Source organism: Paraflavisolibacter caeni, from assembly GCF_025628885.1.
In the GTDB taxonomy this organism is placed as follows: domain Bacteria; phylum Bacteroidota; class Bacteroidia; order Chitinophagales; family Chitinophagaceae; genus Flavisolibacter; species Flavisolibacter caeni.
On record NZ_JAOTIF010000017.1, the window covers coordinates 96,753 to 115,288 of the forward strand.

At 41.6% G+C, this 18,536-nt stretch carries 13 protein-coding genes; 10 read left to right on the forward strand and 3 right to left on the reverse strand.

Annotated elements, in window-relative coordinates; all coding sequences use genetic code 11:
* Nucleotides 1-26 precede the first annotated feature (26 nt).
* The 5 genes from rsfS (at nucleotide 27) to OCK74_RS18300 (ending at nucleotide 4,867) form a co-directional block, all read left to right on the forward strand.
* Nucleotides 27-434, forward strand: a complete 408-nt coding sequence (gene rsfS / locus OCK74_RS18280) for a ribosome silencing factor (protein WP_279298515.1) — start codon at nucleotides 27-29, stop codon at nucleotides 432-434.
* 89 nt (nucleotides 435-523) lie between these two features.
* The gene (gene ftsH / locus OCK74_RS18285) at nucleotides 524-2,596 is read left to right on the forward strand and encodes an ATP-dependent zinc metalloprotease FtsH (RefSeq protein WP_279298516.1); all 2,073 of its coding nucleotides are present in this window, start codon (nucleotides 524-526) and stop codon (nucleotides 2,594-2,596) included.
* A 1-nt stretch (nucleotide 2,597) separates the two neighbouring features.
* Nucleotides 2,598-3,221 carry a LutC/YkgG family protein gene (locus tag OCK74_RS18290; protein WP_279298517.1) on the forward strand — a complete coding sequence of 208 codons (624 nt, stop codon included), beginning with the start codon at nucleotides 2,598-2,600 and terminating at the stop codon, nucleotides 3,219-3,221.
* 54 nt (nucleotides 3,222-3,275) lie between these two features.
* On the forward strand, nucleotides 3,276-4,058 hold the full coding sequence (locus tag OCK74_RS18295; protein WP_279298518.1) for a UDP-2,3-diacylglucosamine diphosphatase: 783 nt from the start codon (nucleotides 3,276-3,278) through the stop codon (nucleotides 4,056-4,058).
* Nucleotides 4,055-4,867: a hypothetical protein gene (locus OCK74_RS18300; RefSeq protein WP_279298519.1), complete on the forward strand. Its 813-nt coding sequence runs from the start codon at nucleotides 4,055-4,057 to the stop codon at nucleotides 4,865-4,867. Before OCK74_RS18295 ends, OCK74_RS18300 begins: the two co-directional genes overlap by 4 nt.
* Nucleotides 4,868-4,902: 35 nt before the next feature.
* Here OCK74_RS18300 and OCK74_RS18305 read toward each other — a convergent pair whose 3' ends face one another.
* The gene (locus tag OCK74_RS18305) at nucleotides 4,903-5,421 is read right to left on the reverse strand and encodes a thioredoxin family protein (RefSeq protein WP_279298520.1); all 519 of its coding nucleotides are present in this window, start codon (nucleotides 5,419-5,421) and stop codon (nucleotides 4,903-4,905) included.
* Nucleotides 5,422-5,481: 60 nt separating this feature from the next.
* Nucleotides 5,482-5,976: a MerR family transcriptional regulator gene (locus OCK74_RS18310; protein ID WP_279298521.1), complete on the reverse strand. Its 495-nt coding sequence runs from the start codon at nucleotides 5,974-5,976 to the stop codon at nucleotides 5,482-5,484.
* Between the two features lie 576 nt (nucleotides 5,977-6,552).
* On the opposite strand from OCK74_RS18310, the gene OCK74_RS18315 reads away from it, so the two are divergent.
* Nucleotides 6,553-9,912, forward strand: a complete 3,360-nt coding sequence (locus OCK74_RS18315; protein ID WP_279298522.1) for a SusC/RagA family TonB-linked outer membrane protein — start codon at nucleotides 6,553-6,555, stop codon at nucleotides 9,910-9,912.
* A gap of 18 nt (nucleotides 9,913-9,930) precedes the next feature.
* Nucleotides 9,931-11,649 (forward strand): SusD/RagB family nutrient-binding outer membrane lipoprotein, encoded by a 1,719-nt coding sequence (locus OCK74_RS18320; RefSeq protein ID WP_279298523.1) that lies wholly within the window; start codon nucleotides 9,931-9,933, stop codon nucleotides 11,647-11,649.
* 92 nt (nucleotides 11,650-11,741) lie between these two features.
* Here OCK74_RS18320 and OCK74_RS18325 read toward each other — a convergent pair whose 3' ends face one another.
* Nucleotides 11,742-12,713, reverse strand: coding sequence for a peptidoglycan DD-metalloendopeptidase family protein (locus OCK74_RS18325; protein WP_279298524.1), 972 nt, complete (start codon nucleotides 12,711-12,713; stop codon nucleotides 11,742-11,744).
* 193 nt (nucleotides 12,714-12,906) lie between these two features.
* Here OCK74_RS18325 and alaS point away from each other — a divergent pair, with 193 nt between their 5' ends.
* From alaS to gatB, 3 genes are all read left to right on the forward strand, one after another.
* The gene (alaS, locus tag OCK74_RS18330) at nucleotides 12,907-15,600 is read left to right on the forward strand and encodes an alanine--tRNA ligase (protein WP_279298525.1); all 2,694 of its coding nucleotides are present in this window, start codon (nucleotides 12,907-12,909) and stop codon (nucleotides 15,598-15,600) included.
* A gap of 175 nt (nucleotides 15,601-15,775) precedes the next feature.
* Nucleotides 15,776-16,813 (forward strand): PDZ domain-containing protein, encoded by a 1,038-nt coding sequence (locus tag OCK74_RS18335; protein WP_279298526.1) that lies wholly within the window; start codon nucleotides 15,776-15,778, stop codon nucleotides 16,811-16,813.
* A 160-nt stretch (nucleotides 16,814-16,973) separates the two neighbouring features.
* Complete coding sequence (gatB, locus tag OCK74_RS18340) at nucleotides 16,974-18,515, forward strand: Asp-tRNA(Asn)/Glu-tRNA(Gln) amidotransferase subunit GatB (RefSeq protein ID WP_279298527.1); 1,542 nt, start codon at nucleotides 16,974-16,976, stop codon at nucleotides 18,513-18,515.
* Nucleotides 18,516-18,536: the final 21 nt, after the last annotated feature.

Consider the following 18,536-nt stretch of genomic DNA (forward strand, 5'->3'; position numbering starts at 1 on the left):
TAAATGAAACATTAAATTATTGATATTTGGAACCATTGGAAGTATTAACTAGTCGTAAAAGAAAAGGTGTTGCCCGTCTAAACCGCAACTCGAAAATTCTAAAAACAATTATAAAGGCCATTCAGGATAAAAAAGGAGAGCATATTGTTTCTCTAGATCTGCGCAAAATTCCGGAGGCTGTAGCCGACTTCTTTGTGATTTGCGAAGCCAATAACCAGCCGCAAATCCGGGCGATTGCCGAACACGTGGAAGAGGACGTAAAGAAAAAATGCAATGAATATACATATCGGCACGAAGGCAAGCAAGCCTTGCAATGGGTGCTGATTGATTATGTAAATGTCGTTGTGCACATCATGATGCCGGAAAGTCGCAAATTTTACAAACTCGAGGAAATGTGGAGCGATGCGGTTATTGAAGAACACAACCTTTCCTGATTGGAGTTTGTTAAAAAAGCATACTTGCATTTTTAAACTCCTATATTTGGGTTTTTCCCTGAATAATTAATTTTAAGTAAAGACTACAAATGTCACAAGAACCATATAAAGAGGATAATAAATCGAAACTGCCAAAATTTAATAACCGTTCAAATAGCGAAGGTGAGGAAGGGTCTCGTAAGGGCCCAAAGTTTAGCATTTATTGGGTTTATGCTATCATTTTCGCCGTTCTGATAGGTTTCCAGGTATTTGGGCCTTTTTCTCCAAGTACCGTACAAATTGGCCAGGACGATTTTGAGCAAATGCTGAAACAAGGTGATATTAAGCAATACACCATTGTATCCAATCGTAATATCGTACGGGTTGCTCTCAAAAAAGAAGCCCTCCCTAAATATGAATCCCAGTTAGGCAAAGATGTTTCTGAAAATGAAGCAGGTCCTCATTTTTATTTCCGTATTGTATCCGGTGATTCTTTCAAGGATGATATGCGGAAGTTTTACGAGGACAACCCAACTGTTAGCAATGTAGGTGCCGTTGACACTGAAAGAGACTTTTTTGGACCAATTGTTACTACGCTGCTGCCAATCTTAATATTTATAGCCATCTGGATACTGCTCATGCGTAAAATGGGCGGTGGCGCTGGCGGTGGCGGTGGCCCTGGTGGAATCTTCAATATCGGGAAGTCCAGAGCTACTCTGTTTGATAAAGGCACCAGGGTGAACATCACCTTTGCTGATGTGGCGGGCCTGGATGAAGCCAAAGTGGAGGTAATGGAAATTGTTGACTTCCTGAAGAATCCTAAAAAATATACTTCCCTGGGTGGTAAAATTCCGAAAGGAGCCCTGTTAGTTGGACCTCCAGGTACTGGTAAAACCCTCCTGGCAAAGGCTATGGCCGGCGAAGCCCAGGTTCCTTTCTTCTCGATGTCTGGTTCTGATTTCGTAGAATTGTTTGTGGGTGTGGGCGCCAGCCGTGTACGCGACCTGTTTAAACAAGCGCGCGAAAAATCACCCTGTATCATTTTTATCGATGAAATTGATGCGATTGGTCGTGCCCGTGGCAAGAACATGATGATGAGCAACGATGAACGCGAAAGCACATTGAACCAGCTTCTGGTAGAAATGGATGGTTTTAGCGGTGAAAGTGGCATTATCGTGCTGGCTGCTACCAACCGTCCTGACGTATTGGATACCGCCCTGTTGCGCCCTGGCCGCTTCGACCGTCAGATTACAATAGATAAACCAGATCTGAAAGGCCGCGAAGCTATTTTCAAAGTGCATCTGAAACCGATCAAATTGTCAGAAACTGTTGATATTCATAAGTTGGCTGAGCAAACACCAGGATTTGCGGGTGCAGATATCGCCAATGTATGTAATGAGGCTGCCCTGATTGCCGCTCGTAAAAACAAAGCCGCTGTTGAAATGGAAGACTTCCAGGATGCAGTAGACAGGGTTATTGGCGGTCTGGAGAAAAAGAACAAAATCATTTCTCCCGACGAAAAGCGCATCATTGCTTACCATGAGGCTGGTCATGCCATTTGTGGTTGGTATCTGGAACATGCTTACCCATTGTTGAAGGTGACCATCGTTCCCCGCGGAACAGCAGCTTTAGGATATGCACAATACACGCCTAAAGAGCAGTACCTGTACAATACCGATCAGTTAATGGATCAGATCTGTATGACTTTGGGTGGCCGTGCTAGTGAGGATATTTTCTTTGGAAAGATTTCTACTGGTGCTCAAAACGACTTGCAACAGATTACCAGAATAGCTTATGCAATGGTTACTGTATACGGGATGAGTGATAAAGTGGGTAACATTAGCTTCTACGACCCGCACCAGGAGCAAACTTTTACGAAGCCTTATTCCGAAGAAACAGCCAAGATGATCGATGAAGAAGTGAGGGTGGTGATCGAAGACGCTTATAAAAGAACCATCCAGCTACTGACCGAAAAGAAAGGTGACGTAGAAAAATTGGCTGAAGCCTTACTGGAAAGGGAAGTTCTTTTCCAAAGCGATGTAGAAAAACTGATAGGAAAACGACCCTACGAAGAAAAAAAACCGCTGGGAATCGAAGATGACAAACACCATGAAGGTGGCATTAGCGAAGGCGTGCCTCCTTACGATCCTAATGTGATGAATCAGCAACCTGCAGCAAAATAAAATGAGTGCATCTTCAGCGAGAAGTAATATTCTCAAAAAAATAAAAACGGCGTTGGAACAACCAACGCCTTTACCATTTTCTGACAGCCAGGGTAGTGAATCCCTTTTTCAGCCACTGCAAGAAGACTTGATGGTCGAATTTGCCGAACAGTTTACCATCTTACAAGGAAAATTCGATTATTGCCTTAGCGAAGGAGAGCTGCTCTCGCACCTGCAAAATCTATGCTTACAGCAGCAATGGACAAAACTCTATTGCGAAGATGAAAAGCTGCGGGCTTTATTTCCATCTGTTCAATGGAACAACGATATCAAAACCTGTGAAGCCGCAATAACCACTTGTGAGTTGTTAGTAGCCCGAACAGGTAGTATCATTTTGAGCTCGTCTCTCAACCAGCGTATTCCCAGTGTATATGCTCCTGTGCACATTTGCGTTGCCTATGCATCCCAACTGGTTTATGATATAAAAGATGCGTTAGATTACATCGGGCAAAAATACCAGGATAATTTTCCTTCGTTAATAACACTGGCTACTGGTCCAAGCCGCACTGCCGACATTGAGAAGACTTTGGTCGTAGGGGTGCATGGTCCAAAAGAAGTGTATTGTTTCTTGGTGGAAAGTGAATGAGGACGTGTGAAAATTTGAATATTTGCATTCTTTTCAAAAGAAGTATTTCCGCCAATGCAACTTCCTCCTGGTAAAAAAGTATTCTTTCTTTCCGATTTCCATTTAGGGGCACCAAATCATGCCGCCAGCCTCGAACGCGAAAAACTGATCATCAGGTTTTTAGAAGAGATCAGGCACGAAGCTGCTGTGATCTTTATCGTTGGCGACCTGTTCGACTTCTGGTACGAATATAAAAAAGTAGTACCCAGAGGACATGTGCGCCTGCTTGGAAAGCTCGCTGAATTGACCGATGCTGGCATAGCCATTCATTTCTTTGTGGGAAATCATGATATGTGGATGAGCGATTACTTTCAAAAAGAATTGAACATCCCTGTATATTTTGAGCCTAAAGACTTTGAATTTAATGGTAAAAAATTTCATATAGGACATGGCGATGGCTTGGGGCCCGGCGATCATGGCTATAAAACACTGAAAAAGATATTCCGTAATCCTGTTTGTCAATGGCTCTTTGGTATCCTCCCTCCATTCTTTGGTATTGGATTGGCCGATTATTTCAGTCGTAAAAGCAGACAGGCGACCGGTACTTCTGAGGAAAAGTATTTAGGAGATGATAAAGAATGGCTGTTGATTTATTCCAGGGAAGTGATCAAACAAAAGCCTGTTGACTATTGTGTTTTCGGACACCGGCATTTGCCCATTGATTATCGTTTGAATGAAAAAAGTCGCTATATTAACCTGGGTGATTGGATTACATTTTATACCTATGCTGTCTTCGACGGCCATGAAATGCACTTGAAGGCATTTACTGGTAATGAAGACAAAATCTACCGCCATTGAAGAATTGGTTTACCATATTGCTATTGATCATATTGGGTAAAAGTGTATTGGCTCAAGGTGATTCTGCTTTTCAACTGGTAAAAACATACCCTTTTGAAGTGGCTGATGCCATGCTTGACAATCTTGATAATCTATATATCATAACTCCACAGGACCAGCTAAAAAAGTATAATATAAATGGTGATTCCGTAGCAGCATTCAATGGAGTTAAGAGATTTGGCAAACTGCATTCTGTCGATGTTTCCAACCCAATGAAACTTCTATTATTTTATAAGGACTTTTCTCGGATAGTGATGCTGGATAGGCTTCTTACTGTACGTGGAACTATAGATCTAAAGCAAAATAATATTATGCAGGCATCTGCCGTTGGGGCAAGTTATGATAATAAGATCTGGATCTTTGACAGTTATGAATACAAGTTGAAGAAACTTGATGAGCAGGGAAGCCTATTACAGGAAACCTCGGACTTCCGCATCCTCTTTGATCAATCTATAGTACCGCAACAAATTCTGGATAGAGACGGTCTCCTATATTTATATGATACAACCAGCGGATTGTTTGTATTTGATTACTATGGCACCTTTAAAAGAAAGTTACCCCTCAGCAACTGGAACAGTATTGTAATTGCAGGTAAAAATGTCCTTGGTATCAGCAACAATGGTATCAATAACTATTCAACTGCAACACTAATGGAAAGCCGTTACATGTTTCCTCAAAACTTCCTGCGGTATTACCGCTACAGCTTAAGTCAGAATAAATTAATTGCATTATCAAAAAACTCAGTATCCATCTTTTCCTACCGCCACTAGAATAAGAATCCGTTCTTATTCCTGCTATCTATTCTCTATCGCTTCCCCAATATCTCCCCCAAATCCTTTTCAAACATTCCTGTTTTACCATATTCAACAACACGACCAATTTCTTTACCTCCCTTCATGACAATCAAAGTAGGAACATTCGTAATGTTAAAAGCTTCAGATAAATGATACAGCGTCTTTTTACTATGATCAACGCCAATGAAAGTAATACGGTCTGCAGATAAGCCTGCAGCATCGGTCAGCGCATAAAAACGGGGAAGAACAAATTTGGTATCATCACACCATGTACCGCCAAAAGCAATAATATTGATGGAGTCCTTAATGGCTTTGATGGCCTGTAGGGCCGGGGCGTAAGGTGTATACCCTTTTTGATTGTCTGCAAACCATTTAAATGCAGTGTCTTTAGTAATTTCATCTCTGGAAATAAAGCCCTTTACTACTTTATTTCCGCTGCCATCACGGCTGATTTCTGCATTTTGAGCAAAGGAAGTTTGTATCAGTAACAGGGAAAAAAGAACGGATAATAGTTTTGTCATTGTACGCATCTTCCAAAGTTAATCTAGCTACAGCTTCTACTTAAAAATCGAAAGTTAAAAAACTCCAAACTACAAACTCGCTTTCAACTCCAATAAAAACGACCTGATTTTCTGCAGCGATTGTATCATGGCAAACCTTTCATCTGAATGTTTGCTTTTTTTCAAATACTCTTTAGCGCCTTCGATTGTAAACTTCCTCCGGCGTACAAGATCGTAAATAAGGTGCAGGGTCTTTACATCGGCAGGTGTGAAAAAGCGGTCGCCTTTTCGGTTCTTCCTGGGTTCAAGTACATCAAATTCATTTTCCCAATGTCTGATCAGCGAAGTATTCACCTTGAACATTGTTGCAACTTCGCCAATGGAGTAATACAGTTTTTTAAACAATACTTCATCTTCCGGTATTTCAATTTGCTCCCAATCACTTTCTTCCTTCAGCGGTTTACGACCACGTGTACTTTTAGGTTTTTTCTCTTTCTGCGGAGCAGGCATACCAGAAAGAAATTCTTTGGGTGTTTCTTCCGGATCAATAAAATCAAATGTTATTTGTGTAAGTGAATTTGCCATTTCAGCCGCCAAAGTTAAGAAATCAAAATTTGGCGGCTGAAGTTTGCAAAGCGCAGTCTCTACGCCCATCCATTAACTACTTTCTAGCAAACAAACAGTTACTTGGAAATAACAATTCCTTAAAATAAAATTAACAAGTTTTAAAAAGTATTCGCAATTATTTAAAAAGTTAATCTACTTTTACAATAATAATTTTAACTTTTTATAAAAATTAGTAGAAATGTGAGCCATGAAAGGCTTTATAAGGGAATTATTTTCTAATTCCGCTCTTCATGTTCGCATTTTAGCTTGCCAATGAAAACTAGTTTGCCCTATACTCAAAACTTTATCGACCCGATAATAAAAACAGATGTCATTATTGAATCATGCCTTGCCTCTTTTTCGGCAGGGCAGAAGCACCAACTATACGCTATTGACACTTTCTTACCTGGCATAGCCCGTTTTTTGGTAAGTGCTCCCGTTGAAATATTTCTCCCTTCAAAATTAAAAATCCCATAAAACGCCTATGAATTAGAAATGAATAACACAATGACTTTAAACTACAACTATTTCTTATTAAATCAAAAACAAGCTGATATGCCAAAGCATTACAATTGCTATCAACAAAAAACAAAAAGTTGGAGGAATCCAACCAAAGCGCTGCTTCGCTTACTCATGGTATTTTTTGCCATACTCACAACACAATTTGCCTTTAGTCAGTTTAAAGGAAAAGTTACCGATGAAAAAGGAAGCCCCATGGCGGGAGTTTCTGTAATAGTTAAAAATGGTAAAGGAGTGGTTACAGATGCAAACGGTGAATTTAATGTAAATGTAAAAAAAGGAACATCTATCACATTTTCGTTCGTCGGTTTCGAAAGTCAACAGGTAGTAACAGGAACATCCGAGTTTATTTCCGTTAAATTGAAACAGGCTATTCAAAATATGGACGACGTAGTAGTTACAGCCCTTGGTATCAAAAGAGAAAAGAAATCCTTGGGATACGCTATGTCTACCATTAAGGCGGCTGAATTGGTAAAAACCGGGAATACCGTGAACCCCTTGATGTCGTTGTATGGTAAGGCCGCCGGGTTAAGAATCAGTAGCACCAATACCGGACCTACGGGCGGAACCGTTATCAATATCCGAAATACGGTTTCCTTAAACGAAGGTTCCAGGACAAGACCCTTATTTGTAGTGGACGGAATTCCCATTTATGACCAAAATACCTCAACCAGCTTGAACGATAGGGATGGACGCGACAGAGGTACAGGTATCAATGATATCAATGCTGAAGATATTGAATCAATAGAAATCCTGAAGGGCGCCAAGGCTGCTGTACTATATGGTTACAGTGGCGCGAATGGCGTAGTATTGATCAATACGAAAAACGGTAGCGCTCAAAAAGGAGTTGGTATTGATTTTAGTACAAACTATACCTGGGATAACGCAGCGTTTCAACCGGAGTTTCAGAATATTTATGGTTCTGGCGGCAACGTTGCATACAATAGCATAGATCCGGCGATGACTGATGCAAAGGGATTCAAATATGAGATGATCAATGGCGTTAAAACCCCTGTTTTCTTTAATTTAAGTGGTTCTTTCGGACCTAAGATGGATGGTACTCAAATCTATTGGTATGACAAACAAATGAGACCATATACGCCACAGCCAAACAACTACAAGGATCTGTTTAATCAAGGTCACCTGCAAACTACCAATGTTGCGGTATCTAATGGCGGTGCTTGGGGAAATGTTCGTTTGGCCTACTCTAACAAGAAATATGAAAGTGTGATGGTTGGCGCAAGTCAACAAAATCATATAGTTAGTTTCTCAGGCAATTTTAATCCAAGTAAATTCTTGAAAGTTGGCTTTAACTCTAACTATTATTATACAGATAATCATAACGCTCCTTTCAGAATGCAATCTTTTGCGACTTACGGTATAGCTCGTGATTTAAAGACGGATCTGTTAAGAGATAACATTACTGATGAAAGTGGCAATTATTCGTATTTCGCAATGAATAAGGATATTGCCAATAGAGCTACCGGTACTATTTCCGGAACATTGGGGGGTGATTATTTCTGGTCTCAAACGCGCAACACCTACGATGAATTAAGACATCACTTCATTCAGTCTATTAATGCTACGGCAACGTTTACAGACTGGTTAAATCTTTCTGTGTTGGGTGGATTTGACATGACCAGGATAAACGACATCGTTAAAAAGAACTTTACACGACCTCTTTATATGGACAACAAGCAGGGCTATTTTTCTGAATTGAACAATCAGCATAATTCAATTTATGGCCAGGCTTTATTAAATGTAAACAGGAATTTGAACAGAGACTTCACCCTGACAGGGTCTGTGGGTACAGCGTACAGATACAATATGGATAGGTCTTTATCTGGGTTAACTCAGAATTTTGCTATAGAAAACCTGTTTAAATTCAATAATTCTACCGATGTGGCTCCTTATACAGGTGGAGGAGATGAAGGTGACGACGTAACGTATAGTGCATTAGCGTCTGCAAACCTCTCTTATCGTAATTTCCTGTTTTTAGAGTTGCAAGGACGGAATGACTGGACATCCATTCTTCCTCCATCCAACAATAGTTATTTTTATCCAGGAGCCAGCGTTTCATGGATCGCTTCTGAGCAGTTAAGACTTCCTTCTGTTATTAAGTTTGCTAAAGTGCGTGCGTCAATAGCTGATGTAGGACGTCCGGGAGAAAGATACTTTGGTAATAATACTTATGGCAATGGTATGTATGGTGCTATACCATTTGCTACCGCTTCTACTACATTGCCTCCGGGTTTTGTTAAGGACGGACAACTGATATTGAACTTGCAGCCGGAGAAGAAACGTGAAACTGAATTTGGATTTGAAACCAAGTTCTTTGAACATAACCGCCTGGGAGTAGATGTTTCGTTCTATCAAAGCTATATGTATAATCAGATCATATCGCTGTCGGTGCCTCAATCATCCGGTACTGCTGCCATTAGAACCAACGCAGGAGGTATTCGCAACAGGGGCGTTGAATTGCAAATTACCGGTACGCCTGTCCTGACCAAAAAATTCGCTTGGAATACCAGCTTGAATTTCTCGATGAACAAAAACAAGATCATGGAGCTGGCTCAGGGTGTTAAGATCCTGCCTTTATGGGGTATTAATGGAGCTTTCTCCCGTGCCGTTGTAGGCGGTGAATATGGTGAAATTTACATTGCTCCCTGGAAACGGAACAAGGATGGTAAATACATCGTTGGTAGCGATGGTATTCGCATATTTGATAAGGACAATCTTAAAAAAGTGGGTGTTACGTTACCTAAAGTATTGGGTGGCTTTAACTCTAACCTTAAATATTCAGGCTTTAGTCTTGATATGGACTTTGATTGGCAGTTCGGAGGTACCTTGATCTCTCAAACCAATATGTTTGGCCGTGGAAATGGTACGTTCAAGAGCTCTTTACAATACAGGGATGAAGCCAATGGCGGATTGCCATATTATGTAAACAACTCCGGCGCTTATGTATTGTTGAATTCTCACACAGCTGCAGTGCCATCTGATTCAAAATATGGTTTTATATTCCACGATGGAGTTATTGTTGATGGTGTAAAAGAAGATGGAACAACCAAAAATGACAAGCTGATTAGTGCCCAGGCTTATTATGAAAAAACCTATTGGCAAGGTGGTATGGATATCACTGAAGATGTAATTTATAAAAGTGATTACATCTCGCTCCGCCGCGTAACGTTATCTTACGATTTGCCTTCTAAATTAGTTAGAAAGGTAGGAATTCAAAAAGCAAATTTGGGTCTGTTTGCGTTTAATCTGGCTTATTTATACAAAGCCCTGCCTAACGTAACACCGGAATCTACTGGCGGAACTAATGAATATATGGAATCTACCAACTTGCCGGGTGTAAGGTCGATCGGATGTCAATTGAAATTAAGTTTTTAATCAGTAAAAATATTTGCAATGAAATATAAAGTAACTCTGCTCTCTTATTTGTTAGTAGGAATGGGCATTTTTGGTACTTCCTGTAAAAAAGAATTGGAAGATAAATTCCAAAAACCCAATGCCCTGACAGATGCTTCAATAGAAACATTGTTTACAGGAACACTTCAAACCTGGGGGTTATACCAACCTGTTTACGGTGATGAGTATCACAACCTGCGTAATATGAACCGTTTGTTAGGATTGGGATACTATAATGGAGAAACTGATGGTAAAAATACAGCACCTGATGGAAGTATTACTATGTATAACGACTGGTCGGGTGGTACGCTTAGAAATACCCTCTACAATCGTGTATATGTTGATTCATATAAAAATATCCCTGTTATTAATCTGAAACTGGGTAATTTAAGCGGTGAAGAAAGAGACAATTATTCTGTGTACGTTAATTGTATCAACATAACCAGGGCCTTCATGTTCCAAAGGGTAACAGATGTGTACAACTCTATCCCTTACACTGAAGCTGGTGGTGCTTATGATGGCAAGTTCTGGCCTAAATATGATACGCAAAAGGAGATTTACTATGATATGTTAGCGCAATTGAAAACTATTGCAGGTAAACTTCATGGTTATACTTTGAATCAGTCTCAGGCGCACAAAAACTTCCCTGTTTACGACATCTTAAACGATGGTAGTGTTGCTAAATGGGAAAAATTCTGTAACTCTCTACGTCTAAGAATGGCCATGCGCCTTTCAGTAGTAGACCCTGCTAAAGCACAGGAAGTAATTGGTGAATTGCTCTCAACAAATGCACCAATGGTTACTGATGCTGCTGATTTGGTGGGTATGGCTACCAAAGAAAAATCAAGAATCTTTGAAGTATATTGGTACCGTTCATTTAATGAGCGTGTCATTGACCAGGTAGCTCCTTATTTCCTGGTTAACGATGTATTTGGTTATACAAATGGTCCTTCTACTCCTGCTAATCAGGTAGATCCTCGCTTGTATGTATTGTTCCAGCCTAACAAAGATGGAAAGTATATTGGTGAGAAACCCTGGGGTCCTGAACAAACAGCACATATTGATGCTTTATGGCCTGTAGGTAATCCGGATAGACAAAAAGCAAAAACCTGGGATTATGATGATAATACTAATCCTTTCTTCTCTATGTATAACAAAATGACTTTCTACAATTTTGACAGAAAGTTCCCTGTATTTACTCCGTCTGAAACGCATTTGTTACTTGCTGAGGCCGCATTGCGTTTCCCCGGTGTTGCAGGTGGTATAAATCCAGTACAAGAGTATAAAACTGCTATTGCGCAGTCTATCGACTGGATGTATAGTGTAAATAACAGCAACCAATATAGTGTGTCATCAACTCCTTCAATACCACTGAATGTGGTGCCAGGATCTCAATATCCTAAGCCTGCACAGGCAGTTATTGATGCGTTCTTGACAACAAAGTCTGCTTACTTTACAGGATTGACTAAAGATGGTAAGATCAAAGAAATCTTCTATCAAAAGTTTGCGCACCTGAATATCTTAGGTCAATACGAAATATGGGCAGAAGCAAGAAGATTGAGAAAAGAATATGGCAACTTGTTGCCTAATTCAACTAAAATGAAATGGATCGAAAGATTTATGTATCCTGAAAATGAGCCATCTGTGAATCCAGAAAAATTCGATGCAGTGAAAGCACAAAACGACTACTTCACACCAGTTTGGTGGACAGGACGTTAATTTTTATTTTCGAAATCAGATCAATAAAAAACCACCTAATTATTAGGTGGTTTTTTATTGATCCTAATAATATATTCCATTCATCCGCAGTCTTAATCAAAACTCTGGTTCGAAGCCTGCGCTCTTTTCAGCATTTCATTAAATTGCCCAGGAGTAAGGTCTTTATAAAAGAAATATACCGGGTCTAACTTCTGCCCGTTTTTATGCACTTCATAATGAAGGTGTGGACCAGTAGACTTACCCGTTGATCCAACATATCCCACAACTTCTCCTCTTTTTACACGTTGCCCGCGCCTTGCTTTCACCCTCACCATGTGCCCATAGAGCGTCTCATAGCCATAGCTATGATTGATGACCACGTGATTGCCATAACCTCCATCACTAAACCCTGCCAGTTGTACCACACCATCGGCAGTTGCGTAAATAGGGGTGCCCTGCGGAGCCGCAAAGTCAAGGCCGGCATGCATTTTTACCGTTTTATAAATGGGGTCGATCCGGTAGCCAAAGCCAGAAGCAACATGATTCAGGTCCTGGTCCCTTACCGGCTGAATGGCCGGAGTTGCTGCTAATAATTGTTCTTTATTTGCAATAAGTTTCTCTATGGTTGCATACGACTTCTTCTGAGCCTCTAGGCGGTTAGTTAAGTTCTTTATGCTAGCGTTAATAGAACTTACCAGTTCGTCATCCTCCATGCTTTCTACCAGGGCCACTTCCTTCTGGAACTCAATGGCCTTAGCACGGGCACTGTCCGGAATCGGTGCCGCTTCAAATATGCTCCGGTAAACATTGTTGTCCCTCTTTTCCAGCTCCGACATTTTCTGTTGCAAGTCGCCAACCTCTTCCCTCAGATCCCGGTAGCGGTTCTTGAGCCGCTCATTTTCAGACACCAACAACTTTTCATGAGGTGATCCCACAAATTGGAAGGCAAAATAGGAGATAATAACTGAGGTAACCAATGCCGCTGCGATAAACCCGAAAATGCGTAAAAGCTTAACCCTCAATGGGGTAATCAACTTTTCGTAACGAAGTGTATGTGTATTATAAAAATATTTTATTTTCTTCATAAGTTGGTAATACCAATCGTTCTGATTTCTAAGCGACCCATTTGTTACCTTTGCGCCTCCTTAAGACCAATAAGGTTGCAAAACCTACCGGTCTTTTAGGGGAAACAACAAATATACTGGTTGATAGAAACTAAATTTCAACCTATTTATTGTGAAACGGCCTAGGCCGCAATGCAGAAACTTATCAATGAATATGACAGCAAATCAGGCACAATCCAGTGAAACCGCTAAAAATCAATTGTCTGCGAAAGCAATCCGCAACAGGTTCCTGGAGTTTTTCCAGTCAAAACAGCACCATATTGTGCCTTCGGCCCCCATTGTAGTGAAAAACGATCCTACACTGATGTTCACCAATGCCGGTATGAACCAGTTTAAAGATTATTTCCTGGGCAACCAAAAATCTCCATGGCCTCGGGTAGCCGATACCCAAAAATGTCTAAGAGTAAGTGGTAAACACAATGATCTCGAAGAAGTGGGCGTGGATACCTACCACCATACAATGTTCGAAATGCTGGGTAACTGGAGCTTTGGCGACTATTTCAAAAAGGAAGCTATTGAATGGAGCTGGGAATTGCTGACGAAAGAATTACAAATTCCTATCGACCGTTTGTATGTCACCATTTTTGAAGGCGACAAAAAAGAGAATCTGCCTAAAGATGAAGAAGCTTACAATGAATGGAAAAAATGGATTGCCGAAGACCGGATTCTGCTGGGTAATAAAAAAGATAACTTCTGGGAAATGGGCGACACCGGCCCATGCGGTCCCTGCACCGAAATTCACGTAGATACGCGCCCTGACCAGGAAAGAGCCTTGGTTGATGGCAAAACCTTTGTCAACGCCGACAACCCCCAGGTGATCGAGATCTGGAACAACGTGTTCATCCAGTTTAACCGTCTGAAGAACGGTAGTCTAGAATCGCTGCCTGCAAAACACGTAGATACAGGGATGGGCTTCGAACGCCTTGTTCGCGTGCTACAGGGTAAAACTTCTAATTACGATACCGACGTTTTCTCAGGTACGATCCAAAAAGTAGAAGAGCTCACTGGCAGGAAATACAATGCTGCTGCTACTCCTGATTCCGGACAAAACTGGGGCGAAGCTGTAGCTTTCCGTGTAAATGCCGACCACATCCGCGCCATTTCATTTACGATCGCCGACGGCCAGTTGCCTTCTAATACCGGCGCTGGTTATGTGATCCGTCGCATCCTGCGCAGGGCGGTTCGTTATTACTATACTAATCTGAATTACAACCAGCCCTTGTTGTATCAATTGGTTCCTGTGCTGGCTGATCAATTCGCTGACGTTTTCCCGGAATTGAAACAACAGGAGCAATTTGTAGCAAAGGTGATCCGCGAGGAAGAAGACGCATTTTTAAGAACACTGGAAAAAGGCTTGAAACGCATTGAAGATATCATCAGCCATACAAAGCAAACCATCTCCGGTAGCGATGCCTTTGAATTATATGATACCTACGGCTTCCCCTTCGATCTGACACGTCTGATTGCTTCTGAGAGAGGGCTCACTATTGATGAAGTTGGTTTCAATGCTGAAATGCAACAGCAAAAGCAACGCTCACGTGCTGCTTCAGCCGTTGATACCGGCGATTGGATCATCGTGAATGAAGGTGGTAGTTCCGAGTTTGTTGGGTACGATTCTTTAGATACTAAGTCCAGCGTACTGCGTTACCGCAAAGTGAAAACCAAGGGAAAGGACTTATATCAAATCGTATTGAATAAAACTCCTTTCTATGCGGAAAGTGGCGGACAAGTAGGGGACACTGGAACTTTGACAATTGGCAATGAACAACTCGAAATTGTAGATACAAAGAAAGAAATGGACCTGATCGTTCATTTCACAGAAAGCCTGCCTAGCGAATTCAATGGTGAAGTAATGGCAGTTGTTGATGCAAGTAAAAGGAAGAAGACCGCCCTGCATCACAGCGCAACCCACCTGATGCATGCAGCTCTTCGGAAAGTATTGGGGACACACGTGGCGCAAAAAGGCTCACTGGTGAATGCTGATTACCTGCGTTTCGATTTCTCTCACTTTAGCAAAATGACCTCCGAAGAAATTAGTCAGGTGGAAGCAATCGTGAATGAGAAGATCCGTGAGAATATACCCGTTGTGATCAAGCAGATGCCTAAGGATGATGCTATCCAATTGGGTGCCATGGCCCTGTTTGGTGAAAAATACGGCGATACTGTTCGTGTCATAGTGATGGACCCAAACTACTCAATTGAGCTTTGCGGAGGTACCCACGTTGGAGCAACAGGCGAAATCGGTTTGTTTAAAATTACTTCCGAAGGTGCGGTTGCTGCTGGCGTTCGTCGTATAGAGGCTGTTTGTGGTATGGCCGCCGAACAATACGTAAATGAGCAATTAGCCCAACTGCAACAGGTAAAAGAAGCTTTAAAGAACCCGAAAGATATTCTAAAAGCACTCTCTTCTTTAAGTGAAGAAACTGCGGCCCTGAAAAAACAAATTGAAAAATACGAAGCTGCCCAATTACTTTCTCTGCGTAATGGTCTGCAACATAAATTGCAACCCATTGGCAACGCCAATTTCATTGGTGAGATTGTTGAAGTAAGCAGCGCGGATGCCCTCAAAAAACTGGCATTTGAACTGAAGCCTGTTGTGGTCAGCCACGTCATTGCACTGGCGGCAGCTATTGACGGTAAAGCCCATATTGTACTGCTGTTCGATGATGCTGTAGCTAAAGAAAAGAATCTCGATGCATCCGCACTCATCAAGCAAAAAATTGCCCCGGTTATTAAAGGCGGGGGTGGGGGACAAAAAACATTGGCCACCGCAGGCGGACAAAATGCAGGTGAACTGCACAAGGTGATTGAGGTTGTTAAAGAATACCTGGATCAGGCCCTCTTATAAATAGCCTCATCCTCACAGCATACCCCCAACCCCGCGTTATGGCGGGGTTGGGGGTATTTTATTTTAACAAATGCGAAAGTTTTCGTAATCCAAAACTTATTTTATATTTGAAGTACGAAATTTAACGTAGTGCGGGTACTCGATTGGCCCCCAAACAATTAAAAACTTATTTCAAATGAAACAATTCTTCACTAGGCGCATTTTATTGGCAGGCGCAATCCTGGTTTCAGCACCTGCTTCTTTATTGGCTCAGGATAATACTAAGGACAAAGTCAAAAACACAGACGTAGAGCAGATCATCATTACGCGCAAAGGAGACGACAGTAAGAAAACTGTGATTGAAATTCAGGGAGATAAGGTAATGATTAATGGAAAGAATGTGAATGATATTAAAGATGGCGAAATAAGCGTTCGTCTTAAAAAGGTAAAAGACATGGATGCGCTGGTTGAAGACAAAGTGCGCAGGGCTGAAGAAAGGGCACGCAGAGCTGAAAACATGGATATGAATTTCGATTTTGACTTCGATGATAATGGCAATATGTCTTTCTTCCACGCAGACTCTAACCGGGCCATGCTAGGTGTAATGACTGATACAAGCGCAAAAGGTGCTGTAGTAAAATCTGTAACTAAGGAAAGTGCTGCTGAAAAGGCTGGACTCAAAGTCGGTGATATCATAACTTCAATCGATAATAAGAAAGTTGAAAGTCCAGCAGACGTAACCGAAAATGTACGCAAACACAAACCCGGTGATAAAATCAGCCTCTCAATTTTGCGGGATGGCAAAAAGCAAAACCTCAATGCTGAATTGGGCAAATGGCAGGGTGTGACGATCACAACCCGTGGCTTCCGCATGAAACAGCCTGTAATGCCTCCTAATCCTCCGGGCGTGGACGAAATGCCTTTCTTTTACAAAGAAGGCTATATGGGTGGTAATGGTCCTAAACTTGGCATCTCTATCCAGGATAGCGAAGATGGTAAAGGGGTAAAAGTTTTAGATGTGGATGAGGAAAGCAATGCAGCCAAAGCCGGTATTAAAGAAGGTGACGTTATTACCCGCATTAATGATAAAGAAATTAAAAGTGTAGACGAAGTTGCCAGAGAAGTAAGACAAAATCGGGATAAAACTTCTTTGAACTTTCAGATCCTACGCAAAGGCAAAACACAAAATATTGAAGTAAAAATCCCTCGCAAACTGAAAACTGCCGATCTGTAAAACTTCAGTTCTGGCAACAATCAGGATGCAGAATGGAAAAGGGATAAAATATAGTCTCTTGTGACTCCATCCTTGATGGAAAACCAAGCAGCCCGCGTCTTCAGGCCCGGGCTGTTTTTTTATAATCCCTAATGCGCCGGATTACAAACGTTATCATAATGTGAAATCCAACTACTTCCTCAACCCCAAACCTCAAACTTCAAACTCCAAACCACTCCTCCCATATCCCAAATCATCTATTTTTGCCGCAATGAGTATTTATCAGCAGTACGAAATTGTTGTTGGGCTGGAGGTACATGCCCAATTAACAACCCAGACAAAGCTTTTCTGTAGCGACAATACTTTGTTTGGCGAAGAACCCAATACACAGGTAAGTGTGATTTCCCTGGCTCACCCAGGCACTCTGCCTAAAATGAACAAGGAAGCTATTGAACTGGCGATCCGCCTGGGCTTGGCTTGCAATTGCGAAATCGTTCGCAACAACTATTTCGCCCGCAAAAACTATTTCTATCCCGACCTTCCTAAAGGATACCAGATTTCTCAACATACGGCACCAATTTGCCGCAATGGATACCTGGAAGTTGTAGTTGGCAAAGAAGTAAAAAAGATTCGACTCAACCGTATTCATATTGAAGAAGACGCCGGAAAGAGCGTCCATGATATTGATGAAAAATATACCAGTGTTGATATCAACAGGGCAGGCATCCCTTTGCTGGAAATCGTAACCGAGCCGGACATTCGTAGCAGTGAAGAAGCCTATGCCTATGTAACCGAGCTGCGCAATCTTGTTCGCTACTTGGGTGTATGTGACGGAAACATGGAACAAGGCCGCCTTCGTTGCGATGTAAATATTTCTGTGCGCAAAAAGGGTGAAGAAAAGCTGGGCACAAAGGTCGAAATCAAAAACCTCAACTCTATTCGCTTTATTAAAAAGGCGATTGAGACCGAAAGCAAGCGCTTGGTAGATTTAATTGAAAGTGGACAGGAGGTGCTGCAACAGACCCGAGGTTTCGACGAGGCCTCCGGCACTACTTATGCCATCCGCACAAAAGAAGATGCCGACGACTACCGCTATTTTGCCGATCCTGACTTGCCACCTTTCTTGATCACTGATGAAATGATTGATGCTGTTGCTCAGAAAATGCCGCCCACGCAAAAACAAAGGGTTCAGGCTTTGGTTGACAACTTCGGTCTCTCTAATTATGACGCATCCCAACTAACTGGAGATATTGAATTAGAGGCCTACTTCAAAAAAATAATTACACATACTTCAAATACGAAAGCCGCTGCTAACTGGGTTTTGAACCCTATACGGAACTGGTTGGCAGAAGCCGAGCTTACCGCCGATGAGTTGGCCGTTCCTCCGGCTTCAATTGCTGAAATCATACGCCTCATCGATGAAAAAAAGATCACCTATGGCATCGCAGTGCAAAAAATTCTTCCGGCTTTGTTAAAAGATGGTTCCATTGCAGTAGAAAAATTCATTCAGGAAAACAATTTGATGTTGAGTGATAATAGCGATGAGTTGGATGAATGGATCAATTCTGTCTTGGAAAAACACCCGCAAAAAGTAACAGAATTCAAAAAAGGTAAAAAAGGTCTTATCGGTTTCTTTGTAGGCGAAGCAATGAAGCTGGCCAAAGGAAAAGCCGATGCCAAACTGATAACAGAAAAGTTTACGGAAAAGTTGAAACAGGCGTAAAAAAATCCGGACCTCCCGTAA